This window comes from Kribbella endophytica (genome assembly GCF_054781295.1).
The window spans coordinates 252,197-264,678 of record NZ_BAAGUR010000004.1; the positions used below are offsets into that span (position 1 = coordinate 252,197).

General features: G+C 68.7%; 10 protein-coding genes. 8 read left to right on the plus strand and 2 right to left on the minus strand.

All coding sequences use genetic code 11. The features are described from left to right. Nucleotides 1-100 precede the first annotated feature (100 nt). Nucleotides 101-1,060, plus strand: coding sequence for a sigma-70 family RNA polymerase sigma factor (locus ACYVIO_RS33055; RefSeq protein ID WP_460654867.1), 960 nt, complete (start codon nt 101-103; stop codon nt 1,058-1,060). 79 nt (nt 1,061-1,139) lie between these two features. Here ACYVIO_RS33055 and ACYVIO_RS33060 read toward each other — a convergent pair whose 3' ends face one another. Further along, nucleotides 1,140-1,841 (minus strand): HAD family hydrolase, encoded by a 702-nt coding sequence (locus ACYVIO_RS33060; RefSeq protein ID WP_460654868.1) that lies wholly within the window; start codon nt 1,839-1,841, stop codon nt 1,140-1,142. 43 nt (nt 1,842-1,884) lie between these two features. Beyond that, entirely contained in the window at nt 1,885-3,138 is a 1,254-nt protein-coding gene (locus ACYVIO_RS33065; protein WP_460654869.1) for a lysostaphin resistance A-like protein, read from the minus strand. 85 nt (nt 3,139-3,223) lie between these two features. Between ACYVIO_RS33065 and ACYVIO_RS33070 the strand changes: the two genes are divergently transcribed. The 7 genes from ACYVIO_RS33070 to ACYVIO_RS33100 all read left to right on the plus strand — a co-directional run bounded on the left by ACYVIO_RS33070 (nt 3,224) and on the right by ACYVIO_RS33100 (nt 12,482). Then, nucleotides 3,224-4,546 (plus strand): MFS transporter, encoded by a 1,323-nt coding sequence (locus ACYVIO_RS33070; protein WP_460654870.1) that lies wholly within the window; start codon nt 3,224-3,226, stop codon nt 4,544-4,546. Continuing rightward, entirely contained in the window at nt 4,543-5,955 is a 1,413-nt protein-coding gene (locus tag ACYVIO_RS33075; protein ID WP_460654871.1) for a pyridoxal phosphate-dependent decarboxylase family protein, read from the plus strand. The genes ACYVIO_RS33070 and ACYVIO_RS33075 overlap by 4 nt, the downstream gene beginning before the upstream one ends. Nucleotides 5,956-6,831: 876 nt before the next feature. After that, entirely contained in the window at nt 6,832-7,800 is a 969-nt protein-coding gene (locus ACYVIO_RS33080) for a Dyp-type peroxidase (RefSeq protein ID WP_460654872.1), read from the plus strand. A 49-nt stretch (nt 7,801-7,849) separates the two neighbouring features. Continuing rightward, nucleotides 7,850-9,385 (plus strand): ATP-dependent DNA ligase, encoded by a 1,536-nt coding sequence (locus ACYVIO_RS33085; RefSeq protein ID WP_460654873.1) that lies wholly within the window; start codon nt 7,850-7,852, stop codon nt 9,383-9,385. After that, nucleotides 9,382-10,221, plus strand: a complete 840-nt coding sequence (locus tag ACYVIO_RS33090; RefSeq protein WP_460654874.1) for a class I SAM-dependent methyltransferase — start codon at nt 9,382-9,384, stop codon at nt 10,219-10,221. Before ACYVIO_RS33085 ends, ACYVIO_RS33090 begins: the two co-directional genes overlap by 4 nt. Nucleotides 10,222-11,026: 805 nt before the next feature. Next, a complete protein-coding gene (locus ACYVIO_RS33095) occupies nt 11,027-11,527 on the plus strand; it encodes a GNAT family N-acetyltransferase (protein WP_460654875.1) in 501 nt (166 codons plus the stop codon). Nucleotides 11,528-11,600: 73 nt separating this feature from the next. Then, nucleotides 11,601-12,482, plus strand: a complete 882-nt coding sequence (locus tag ACYVIO_RS33100; RefSeq protein WP_460654876.1) for a helix-turn-helix domain-containing protein — start codon at nt 11,601-11,603, stop codon at nt 12,480-12,482.

The following is a 12,482-nucleotide window of genomic DNA, read 5'->3' on the forward strand; positions in this document are numbered from 1 at the left end:
CGGGAACTCTCAGGGAACGTTCAGGCTGTTTACACACTCGTCGTGGAATCTTGAACCTCACTCGAGCGTTGCTCTCCATGTAACGACGAAGGGAGTTTCGGTGGCTCGCATGGCTCGTGTCCGGTCAATGGACGAAGGTATCGACGGCAAGGACAGCGTCGGTCTCTACCTGGAGGAGATCGCGCGCACTCCGCTGCTGACGGCGGAGGAGGAAGTCGAGCTCGCTGAGACGGTCGAGGCAGGACTCCTGGCGGAGCAACTGCTGGCCGAGGGGCGGGTTGGACGTAAGAAGGGCGGCGCGCCGAAGTACGCGACGCAGGATGAGCTGGAGTGGCTGGCCGCGGAAGGCCAGAAGGCCCAGCAGCGGTTCGTCACCGCCAACCTGCGGCTCGTGGTCTCGATCGCCCGCCGGTACGGACGTTCCCAGATGCCGCTGCTGGACCTGGTCCAGGAGGGCAACACGGGACTGATCCGCGCGGTGGAGAAGTTCGACTACCGCAAGGGCTTCAAGTTCTCGACGTACGCGACCTGGTGGGTTCGCCAGGCGATCACCCGCGGGATCGCGCAGCAGGCCCGGGTGGTCCGGCTGCCGGTGCACGTGGTCGAGCAGCTGAACCAGATCGGATCGGCCCGGCGGACGCTGGAGCGCAAGCTCGGACGTGAGCCGGAGATCGACGAGATCGCCGGCGAGCTGGACCTGGACCCGGAACGTGTCACGGAGCTGATCCGGATCGGCCGGGACCACATCAGCCTGGACAACCCGATCGACGACGAGGGCGAGACCTCGCTGGGCGACCTGATCGCGGCCGAGACCGCGCCGGGCCCCGACCAGCTGGTCGCGGACGCCTCCGACCGGTCCGGACTGTTCAGCCTGGTCGACCAGCTCGACCCGCGGTCGGCCGACGTGATCCGTCGCCGCTACGGGCTGCACGACGGTCGCCAGGCCAAGCTGGCCGACATCGGCGCGGTGCACGGCATCTCGGCGGAGCGGGTCCGGCAGATCGAGCGCGAGGCACTGGGGCGCCTGCGCCTGATGGCCGACCCGACGCTGGCCGCCTAGGTCTGAGCCACCCAGGCAGCCGTAGCCAACCAAAACCCCACCCAGGACCCCCGGGCCTTTCGAGGCCCGGGGGTCCTGTCTATCTCCAACCGTCCAGTATGCCGGGGAGCTCGGACAGCCGCTGGATGGTGGCGTCCGGTGCACCCTCGGTGTGGCCGACCTGGTTCGTCGGGATGTTGCTGTGCGGGATGTGCACGGCCCGCATGCCGACGTTCTGGGCGCCCCAGACGTCGTCGAACAGCCGGTCGCCGACGAACACGCAACTCTTCGGGTCGCTCGCGCCCGCTGCCCGCATCGCGGCCAGGAACGTCTCCGGGTGCGGCTTCGTCCACGGCACCTCGCTGGTGTAGACCGCGCCGTCGATCAGCTCCAGTACGGCGTCGCGGGCGAAGATGTCCTCGTGCCGCTGCCGCGACCAGATCGTGTTCGACAGGACGCCGATCCGGTAACCGCCATCACGCAGCTCCTTCAGCATGCCGATCGCGTCGGGGTCGAGCTCGGTGTGCGGGTGCCACTGACGCTCGTACTCCGCCAGCGCGGCCGGCGTCATCACCACGTCGGCGGCCAGGCAGACGGCCTCGAGCGTCGTACTGACGTGCTCGTCGCGGGACCGCAGCCAGGCGGCGTCCTCGGCCGCGACCAGCTTCGCCGCGAGCTCGTCGGCTCGGGCCTCGTCGATCAGTACGGCGACCGAGCGCCACACGGCGTACAGGTCGATGTCGTGCCAGGTGGCCAGGGTGCCGCCCCAGTCGAACAGGACGGTGTCGATGTTGTTCGTCACGGCCGACAGGCTGCCAGATCGCACCGACAATCTCTGCTGATTTTCACTGGCTGACGGTGGCGACCTTCTGGCGTTTGGCGAGCCAGACGACGCTCACCGCGTACAGGGCCAGTGACGGGATGTCGGTCAGCAGCAGCGTCCACGGAGCACCGCCCTGGTCGGCCCAGCTGTCCAGCTGACCAGTTGCCGCAGGCAACATGAACGCGAACAGGTTGTTCAGCGCGTGCAGCCCGATCGCGGCCTCGATCCCGCCGGTCCGGACACTCAGCCAGCCGACCGTCATCGCGAACAGGAAGATGTCGGCCATCGCCCAGCCCGTGTAGCCGTGCGCGGAGACGAAGAGCGCGCTGCTGATGACGAGCGCGGGCCACGGCGTACGGAGTGCTCGCCAGATCACCCGGGTGACGGCGTTGCGGGCGTCGCTGCTCGGTGCGTAGGCGCCGATGGCCTGGACCAGCCAGCCGCGAAACACGAACTCCTCGGCTCCGGACTGGAACGGTACGAGGAACAGGATCAGCAGTGCCGGGCCGATGAACGCGGCGAACCCGACCCAGGTGCCGTCGTCGGCGGGAGCCGGGTCGGCGTTCGGGAAGAGGCTGTCGGCGACCGTGCTGAGGGCGTAGGACACGGCGATGTAGCCCAGCGCCGGGAGGCAGGCGAGGAAGAGCCACTTCCAGCGGATCTTGTTCAGGACCGAGGCGACGCTCCACGGTGGGCGGCGCTGGATCGCCCACGCGGTGAAGACGACCGCCGGAGTGAGGATCGCGAGCATCACGAGGGTGCTGGCGAGGTTCTCCAGGTCGTTCGGGAAGAGGTTGTCGCCCTCGGTCTCGGGGAAGTCGCCGGCGATCGCGCTGTGCACGACCATCCAGACCAGGACGACGGCGATCGTGGCGAAGAAGGCGAACGCGGCGAGCGCCAGGGTGCCGACGAGTGGGCGCCACCACTTGTAGCGGGCGTTGCGCGCGAGCTGGTGGAAGGGCGTGCCGGGCGGCGCCGGGATTTGGCGCTGCTCGGGTGGGCGCATGTTGGAGGGCATGGAGCCGTAGGGCTGCTGTCCGTACGGGGGTTGCCCGTACGGCGGTTGGCCGTAGGGCGGTTGCTGCTGGGGTGGGTATTGCTGCTGCGGCTGGCCTGTCCACGGCGGCGGTTGCTGAGGAGACCAGAAGCCCGGACCGTCGCCCGGGAGCGGCTGTCCGCTCGGCACCGGCGGCGTACCGTGCCCCGGCTGCCGCGGCTGATCCTGGACAGGCTCGTGCGGCGGTTGGTTCTGCGGTGGTCCTCCCTGCGACGCCATGCCGTGACTCTATGAGATCAGCTCAAGTCCCGTCCCTGTGGACGAAGCTCGACACGCATCGACGTTCTTTTGGCATGCTTCCGCCATGTCAGTCGAGCAGCAGCGCCGGGTACGGGTCGGCTATGCCCTCGGCTCGGTCGCGACCGGTTCGTTCGGCACGGTGCCGGGTCTGCTCCTGCTCCCCTACCTGACCGACACCCTCGGCATCGCCGCCGGTGCGGCCGGCGCGATCGTGCTGCTGCCGAAGGCGCTCGACGTCGTACTCAATCCTGTGGCCGGTCGGATCAGCGACCATCACCAGTCGCCGCTCGGTCCGCGACGCCCGTTCCTGCTACGCGGCGGCCTCGCGCTGGCGATCTGTTTCGCGCTGCTCTTCGCTGCTCCGGATCTCGGCTCGAAAACGCTGAACGCGACCTGGGTGCTGCTCGCGTTCGTCGCCTGCGCGACGTCGTACGCGTTCTTCCAGGTGCCGTACGTCGCGATGCCGGCCGAGATCACCGACGACTACGCCGAACGCACCCGCCTGATGTCGTGGCGGGTCGCGTTCCTGACGCTCGCGATCCTGGTCAGCGGCGGCGCTTCGCCCGCGATCCGCGACGCCATCGGCGGCCGCGACGGCTATCGCGTGATGGGCCTGACGGTTGCCGTCCTGCTCGCGCTCGGCACGATCGGCGCGTACGTCGGCACGCGGCGCGCCCCGATCGGCCGTCCGCAGGAGACCACCGGCACGCTGCGCGACCAGCTCCGGCTCGTCGCGCGGGTCGCCGACTTCCGCTGGCTGCTGATCACGCTGATGCTGCAGGCGCTGGCGATCGGGTCGATGCTCGCCGGGATCGACTACCTCGCGCGGTACGTGCTGCGCGATCCCGGCGCGGCGACGATCGGGTTCGTCTGCGTGGTCGGTCCGGCGTTGCTGGTCAGTCCGTTGTGGCTGGCCTTCGGTCAACGCTACGGGAAGCGGACCGGGTTCCTGGCCGCGTCCGGCGTACTCGGGCTGGGTGCTCTGGCGTTGACGACCGCGCAGCACGTGCCGACGTGGTGCGTGTACGTCGCGATCGGCATCGTCGGGATCGGGTTCACGGGTGCGCAGGTGTTCCCGCTCGCGATGCTGCCCGATGTGGCCGCGGTCGATTCCGTGCGCAGCGGCGTACGGCGGGCCGGTGTGTTCACGGGTGTCTGGACGGCCGGCGAGACGCTCGGGCTGGCTCTTGGTCCTGGGCTCTACGCGCTGGTGCTCGCGTTGGGTGGGTACGTGTCGTCGACCGACCGGTCCGCCGTGCAGCCGGGGTCTGCCCTGACTGCGATCGTCGTCGGACTGTCGCTGGTGCCCGCCGTACTGATCGCCCTGAGTTTCTTCTCGTTGACCCGCTACCGGCTGACCGCCGACGAAGTCCTGGAGGCCCGATGACCGACGTCCTCGCCCGGCTGCGCGCGTTGCAGGAAGGCGACCTGCCGACCCACGGCGGGAGCACGCTCGCGTACGTCTACGACTCCGGCCTGGCCGAAGCCGACGAGATCGGCCGCGCGGCGCTGGCTCAGTACGGCGCGACGAACGGGCTCGATCCGACGGTCTTCCCGAGTCTCCGTACCCTCGAGAACGACCTCGTCGGCTGGGCAGCCCGGCTCCTGAACGGCGAGACCGCCGTCGGCACAGTCACCTCAGGCGGCACCGAGTCCGTACTGCTGGCAGTCCAGGCAGCCCGCGACGCTGCTCGGTCGCCTTCACCCAACATGGTCATCCCCGCCACAGCGCATGCCGCGTTCCACAAGGCCGCGCACTACTTCGGCGTCCGAGCGATCGTGGTCGACATCGATCCGACCACCTTCACGCCAGATCCCGAGGACCTGGCCGCAGCCGTCGACGACAACACCGTCCTCGTCGTCGCCAGCGCCCCGTCGTACGCCCACGGCGTCGTCGACCCCGTCCGGGAGATCGCCGCACTGGCCGCCGCCCGCGGCATCCGCTGCCACGTCGACGCCTGCATCGGCGGCTGGATCCTCCCCTACCTACGCCTCGACGGGATCGCCGTACCGGACTTCGACTTCGCGGTCCCCGGCGTCACCAGCATCTCGGTAGACCTCCACAAGTACGCATACACCCCCAAGGGCGCCTCGATCCTCCTGCACCGGGACCCCGCCCTGCGCCGCCCACAGTTCTTCGCCAGCGCTGCCTGGCCCGGATACACCATGCTCAACTCGACAATGCAGTCCACCAAGTCCGGCGCGCCGCTCGCCGCCGCGTGGGCCGTCATCAACCACATCGGCAACAAGGGCTACCAGCAACTAGCCCGCGTCGCCTACGACGCAACCCAGGACCTGGCCACGCGCGCATCCGACATCGATGGCCTAACCCTCCTCGCCGCCCCAGCCACCACCCTCATAGCCCTCCGCACCGACCCCCGCTCCGACGTCTTCACCCTCGCCGACGAAATGGCCACCCGAGGCTGGTTCGTCCAACCCCAACTCAGCTTCCGCGACCAGCCCCCATCCCTCCACCTCACCGTCAGCGCAGCCACCGCCCACCGCCTGGACGAACTCGTAGACGCCCTAACCACAGCAACCCATTCCGCCCAAACCTCCGGCCCTGTCCACATCTCCCCCGACCTGGCCGCCGCAGCCACCGCCCTGGACCCGTCCACCCTCGACGACGCAGCCTTCGACGGCCTCCTCTCCATCGCCGGCCTAGCCACCACAGCCGCCACCGGCACCCTCCCCACCCAAATGGCCCCCATCAACGCCCTCCTCGACGTAGCACCCCCGGCTCTCCGAGAAACCCTCCTCATCGCCTTCCTGGACCGCCTGATGCGCCCGGCGTGACCCACCCCCGCAGCACCCCCACTTCACGCCCCCTGCCCTCGCCGCATCCCCCACGTCGCAACAGCCACCCCCGGTGCGGCCGGACGTCACAACACCCGCCCCGCTGCACGCCCTCCGGCTGCCCCACCCCGCAGTGCCAGCCCCGTTGCAGCCCGACGTCGTCTCCACCCGCCACCCGCCAAACCACTACTTCTCCTTCTTCGGCCGCAGCGGCCTAACCCCCGGCAACCTCCCCGGCCGCATCCCCGCCGACCTGCACCCAACGCCGTGGGGCATCGCCCAGCCACACCACAGGCCGCCGCCCCGCGCCAGGTTCCACTGGCCCGGGCACCCCACACTCGCAACAGGCCCACTCGCCACGACCTCACAAACCGCTGCAGACCCGATTCGTCCCCACCGACAGAACACCTCCACCTGCTATTCCTCGGCCGCAGCGGCCTCAACCGCCGGCAACCTCCCCGGCCGCATCCCCGCCGACCTGCACCCAAGCGTCATCTCCGCGGACCAGCACACCGCGTGCCTGGGGCCGGCTCCCAGGCACGCGCCAGCGGATTCCCACGGACACCCGGTAGGCAACGTCAGCCCACAATCCTGGCCGACGCCCACCACTGATCAACGACCCGTGACCGTCAAGTTCCAGCCTCGGCTGAGCCTGAAGATCACCAGAGGGCGCCAGTTGACCAGTGGTGGGCGTCGGCCAGGAGTACAGACCTGCGGCCAGGCAGCTCAAGCTCGCGCGACAGCAGGTCCACAAGCGCCCCCTTCCGGCCGACCGGCAGCCTTCTGCCAAGGCTCGCAGGGACCCCGATGCGTCTCCTCCGCCCACCTTTCCTGCATGCTGACGCCTGTACGTCGTACGAACTGAAGGAGCCCCGAATGGTCACCGACCCGACGCCCGGCCCGACCGCCTCGACGCGCGCCCTGCCGCAGTCGGTGCTGATGCCGTTGACCGGTTCGGCGATCTTCCTCGTGGTCCGCATCGAGCCAGGCGGCGAGGAGACGGCGCGCGACCTGCTGGAGCGGGTCGCCGGCCTGATCCGCTCAGTCGGCTTCCGCGTACCAGCAGGCAACCTGTCCTGCGTGACGAGCATCGGCTCCGACGCCTGGGACCGCCTCTTCAGCGGCCCGAAGCCCCGCGGCCTGCACCCCTTCATCGAGCTGGACGGCGGCAAGCACAAGGCTGTCTCGACACCAGGCGACCTGCTCTTCCACATCCGCGCCGCGCACCTCGACCAGTGCTTCGAGCTGGCCCAGCAGATCATGAAGGTCCTCGACGGCGCCGCCACGGTCGTCGACGAGGTGCACGGCTTCAAGTACTTCGAGATGCGCGACCTGCTCGGCTTCGTCGACGGTACCGAGAACCCGAGCGGCCGCGACGCCGAGGACGCCGTCGTCGTCGGCCCCGAGGACCCGGACTTCGCGGGCGGCAGCTACGTGATCGTCCAGAAGTACCTGCACGACTTGAAGGCCTGGAACGCACTCACGGTCGAGCAGCAGCAACTCGTCATCGGCCGCACCAAGCTCGAGGACATCGAGCTCGACGACGACGCCAAGCCGTCGAACTCCCACATCGCCCTCAACGTCATCGAGGACGAGGACGGCAACGAGCTCAAGATCCTCCGCGACAACATGCCCTTCGGCTCCATCGGCGAGGAGGAGTTCGGCACGTACTTCATCGGCTACGCCAAAGACCCCGCCGTCACCGAACTAATGCTCCGCCGCATGTTCCTAGGCGAACCAGCAGGAAACTACGACCGAATCCTCGACTTCTCCACCGCCTCCACCGGCACCCTCTTCTTCACCCCGTCAGCAGACTTCCTCGACAACCTCCCCAAGCTCCCCTGACGCCTCAGAACTCCCAGAATATGTCGGTGCCATGGGTGAGACTGGGTGCATGTTGCTTGCCGACGTGGTTGCTACCTCCAGCGCTCTCAGCGGGACCCGGTCGCGCCTGGCGAAGGCCGGCTTCATCGCCGAACTGCTGGCGGCCGTGACCAATCCGGTGGAGACCGAGGTCGTCGTCACCTACCTCTCCGGCGAGCTCCGCCAGCGGCGTACAGGCGTCGGCTGGCGCACCCTCACCGACGTCCCCGCACCAGCAACACACCCATCTCTGACGGTCGAAGAGGTCGACCAAGCCTTCGCCGACCTCTCCGAGATCTCCGGCACCGGCTCCCAAGCCCGCAAGCGAGCAGCCGTAGACGCGCTATTCGCAAGAGCCACCGAAGCCGAGCAACAGTTCCTCCGGCTCCTGGTCGCCGGCGAACTACGACAAGGCGCCCTGGACGGCGTAATGGCCGATGCAGTAGCCAAGGCCACCGGCATCCCCCTGGACAAAATCCGAGCGGCGACAATGCTGCGAGGCGCAGCAGCCCCGGTAGCAGTCGCCGTACTGACCGAAGGCGAAGCCGGCCTCGCCCAGTTCGGTCTGGAAGTCGGCCGCGGCGTCCAACCCATGCTCGCCCAATCAGCAACCACCGTCGCCGAAGCAATGACGAAAACCGGCTCCCCAGCAGCACTCGAGTGGAAGCTCGACGGCATCCGCATCCAGGTCCACCGCAACGGCCCGGACGTCGTCGTCTACACCCGCACTCTCGACGACATCACCACCCGCGTCCCCGAAGTCGTCGCCGCAACCCTCGAACTCAAAGCCGACCAGGTAGTCCTCGACGGCGAACTCATCGCCCTCCGCCCAGACGGCCGCCCCGAGGCATTCCAGGTCACAGGCTCCCGTACGGCGACGCGCGCGGCGACCGGCCCCGAGACCGTGCCGCTCACGCCGTACTTCTTCGACATCCTGCACCTCGACGGCCAGGACCTCCTCGGCCTCGGCGGCGCCGAGCGGCACGAGTGGCTGAGCAAACTCGTCCCCGAGCACCGGCGCATCCCCCGCCTCGTCACCGACGACGCCGAAGCCGGCCAGGCGTTCTTCGCCGACGCGGTAAAGCGCGGCCACGAAGGCGTGATGGTGAAGTCGCTCTCGGTTCCGTACGAGGCCGGCCGCCGCGGTTCGGGCTGGGTGAAGGTGAAGCAGACCCACACTCTCGACCTGGTCGTCCTGGCCGCCGAGTGGGGCCACGGCCGGCGCACCGGCTGGCTGTCGAACCTCCACCTCGGCGCGCGCGACGAGAAGACCGGCGAGTTCGTGATGATGGGCAAGACGTTCAAGGGCCTGACCGACGAACTGCTGCGCTGGCAGACCGAACGCTTCCAGGAGATCGAAGCCAGCCGCGACAACTACACGGTGTACCTCCGCCCCGAGATCGTGGTCGAGATCGCCTTCGACGGCGTACAGACCTCCCCGCGCTACCCGGCCGGCATGGCACTGCGCTTCGCCCGCGTCCTGCGCTACCGCGACGACAAGACCCCCGCCGAGGCCGACACTGTGCAGACCCTCCAAGCCATCCACCAACCAGACGAGGCTCCATGACAGACCAGTACGCCGCTCAGGACTCCCCCAACCCCGGGGCGGCGAACCAGGCTCCTGACGTCAACGGCGCGGAGGATCACACTCGCGGCGTGGCCCCTGCGGCGAACTTGGATCCTGACGTCGACGGCACAGCAAAACCGGACGCCGACGTTGTCGGTCCGGCTAGCCAGGACCCTGACGTTGCCTCGCGGCGTTTGGCGCACAAGTCGTTGGAGGCCGACGACCCGACCGGCTGGTTCGAGGAGCTGTACTCCGCTGCCGCGGATGGCAAGGCGGTCGTGCCGTGGGATCGCGGCATGGCGCACCCCCTCCTCGCCGACTGGATCTCGACCGCCCAGCCCGACGGCGCAGGCAAGAGCGCACTGATCGTCGGCGCAGGCACCGGCTGGGACGCGGAGTTCATCGCGGACCTCGGGTACGACACGATCGCCTTCGACATCTCCCCCACCGCAGTCGCGGCCGCCCAACAAGCCCACCCCGATTCCAAGGCCCACTACCAGGTCGCCGACCTCCTCAACCCACCCGCCGACTGGCACCGAGCGTTCGACCTGGTCATCGAGATCTTCACCGTCCAGGCCCTCCCCATCCCGATCCAGCCGGCCGCCACCCACCAGGTAGGCGAACAGGTCCGCGCCGGCGGCACCCTGATCGTCATCGCCGCCGCCCGCGAAGACGACGTCCCCGACGAAACCGTCGAAGGCCCACCCTGGCCCCTCACCCGAGCCTCCATCGACGCCTTTGCCGCAGATGACCTCCGCCTAATCCAACTGGACCGAGCCCCCAGCCCCAGCAACCCAACCAGCTACCGCTGGCGAGCCGAGTACCTCCGCGACTAGCCGGTACGCCGAGGTCGCGCCAGCCAAGCGCAAGCCGAGCCGCAGCAGCACCCACACACCAACCGCGACAGACGCCACCGGCCAAACACCGCCGCATGGATCCAGCTCGCCATTCTGCCCGGTCACCCACCGGAGGTGGGCATGACCGTCCGGAACGTGCACGCGGACGCCGGACGCGGCCTGATCCCACCGCCCCGGCTACCACCCGTCAGCGTCGCAAACTGCCGCCGCACCCGCTCAAGTCGCAGGACGACCCCGGGGCACCGACTCGCCTCGGGCATCCCACCCCCAGCCACCACCGAACCTGCGGCCGCCGGACAACGCCCTCGCGCCCGGCTGCTGCCGGGGGCGCAGGCGCTGGTCGCGGAATCCAGCTCGAGGATCCGGTCGACGTGCTGTTCGGGACGCAGCTCGGTGGAGGCAAGGACATCAATCGGGCGCTCGCGTACTGCGAAAAGCTCGTCGCGCGGCCGGCCGAGACCGTGCTGGTGCAGCCGCCGGCCACACGCCGAGTCGCGGACACGGCTGTAGCTCGGTGGCCGAGCGGTCGCCGCTCGGCGGATCGCCTCGAACACGTCCACCCGCTCGGACGAATGGCCGAACGCACCCCCGTCGCAGGCGGAACCTCTCGGCTTGAAGCACCGGCAGTGCCTTGAGCGCGGTCAGCCAGAGGTTCTGCTCCCCAGCAACTCGGCATCCCGCCCCGCGAACACCTGTCGCAAGCTCGCTCCCGCACCTAAATCGTGCGACTCCCCTCGGCTCCCCGACGTACGCTCGCGGGGTCGCCGAGCTGCTGGGGAGCACCATGACATTCACGATCCGCCCGTTGACCAACTCGGACCCGGCGGAGATCTTTGCGGCGTTCAACGCGGCTGGCTGGGCGAAGCCACTCAGCACGTTCGCGACGTACCTCGAGGACGAGCAGGCCGGACGTCGGAGCACCCTCGTCGCCACGCAGGACGAGCAGATCGCCGGGTACGTGACCGTCAACTGGCGCTCGCCGTACGAGCCCTTCGACGGCATACCGGAGATTCAGGACTTCAATGTCCTCCCGGCCTACCGGCGCCGAGGCATCGGCAGCGGCCTGATGAACGCCGCCGAGGCACTGGTCGCCCAGCGATCCGACGTGGTCGGCCTGGGCGTCGGGCTCTACGCGGACTACGGCACAGCGCAGCGCATGTACGTACGCCGCGGCTACCTGCCGGACGGCCGCGGACTCATCTACGACCACCATCAGGTCCCGCCCGGCGAGCTGGTGCGGCTCGACGACGACGCCGTTCTCATGTTCACGAAATCACTCCTCTGACCTCATTCGTCCCACACGTCACAGATTACCAGGCGATTCGAACATCTGTTCGATCTTCCTGTAAACTGCAGACATGGCCGGGCGGAACGAGCCGGGGCCGACGGCCCTGCGCATCATGCTGGGCGCGCACCTGCGACGACTGCGGGAGCGCGCCGGAGTCAGTCGTGCCGACGCGGGCTGGGCGATCCGCGGTTCGGAGTCGAAGATCAGCCGGCTCGAGCTCGGCCGGGTCGGCTTCAAGGAACGCGACGTCCTCGACCTGCTCAGCTTGTACGACGTACGCGACGAGCCCGAGCGCGACCGGCTCGTCCAGCTGGCCCGCGACGCCAATAACCCGGGCTGGTGGCATCAGTACGGCGACGTGACGCCGGACTGGTTCGACGCCTATCTCGGACTGGAAGCTGCGGCGGAGTTGATCCGTACGTATGAGATCCAGTTCATCCCCGGACTACTGCAGACGCCGGACTACACGCGAGCCGTCGCGCAGCTGACCGCGACCGCCGACCGGTCTGACGAGGAGATCGAGCAACTGGTCGCGCTTCGGCGGACCCGGCAGGTGATGTTCGACCGTGAGCCGCCGCTCAAGTTCTGGGCGATCGTCGAGGAGTCCGCGCTGGTGCGGCCGATCGGCGGACCCGATGTTCTCCGCGCACAGCTCGCCGCGCTGCTCGAAGCGGTCAAGCGCCCGAACATCACGCTCCAGATCGTCCCGACGTCCAGCACTGGTCACGCTGCATCGGGCGGAGCTTTCAGCGTGCTGCGGTTCCCTAAGCCTGATCTGCCCGACGTCGTTTACCTGGAGCACCTCACGAGTGCGCTGTACCTGGACAAGCGCGACGATGTCGACGCTTACACGAAGATTCTCGACACTCTCGCCGCGAGCATTCCGCCGCCGCAGGAGACGCCGACGCTGCTCAAAGCCCTTCTCCGCAAGGTCCGCCGACAGATCAAGTAG

Coding starts and splice junctions, on each gene's coding strand:
- ACYVIO_RS33065 (WP_460654869.1), bottom strand. CDS start 3,138: ATGGCGTCGCAGGGAGGACCACCGCAGAACCAACCGCCGCACGAGCCT.
- ACYVIO_RS33070 (WP_460654870.1), top strand. CDS start 3,224: ATGTCAGTCGAGCAGCAGCGCCGGGTACGGGTCGGCTATGCCCTCGGC.
- ACYVIO_RS33075 (WP_460654871.1), top strand. CDS start 4,543: ATGACCGACGTCCTCGCCCGGCTGCGCGCGTTGCAGGAAGGCGACCTG.
- ACYVIO_RS33080 (WP_460654872.1), top strand. CDS start 6,832: ATGGTCACCGACCCGACGCCCGGCCCGACCGCCTCGACGCGCGCCCTG.
- ACYVIO_RS33085 (WP_460654873.1), top strand. CDS start 7,850: ATGTTGCTTGCCGACGTGGTTGCTACCTCCAGCGCTCTCAGCGGGACC.
- ACYVIO_RS33090 (WP_460654874.1), top strand. CDS start 9,382: ATGACAGACCAGTACGCCGCTCAGGACTCCCCCAACCCCGGGGCGGCG.
- ACYVIO_RS33095 (WP_460654875.1), top strand. CDS start 11,027: ATGACATTCACGATCCGCCCGTTGACCAACTCGGACCCGGCGGAGATC.
- ACYVIO_RS33100 (WP_460654876.1), top strand. CDS start 11,601: ATGGCCGGGCGGAACGAGCCGGGGCCGACGGCCCTGCGCATCATGCTG.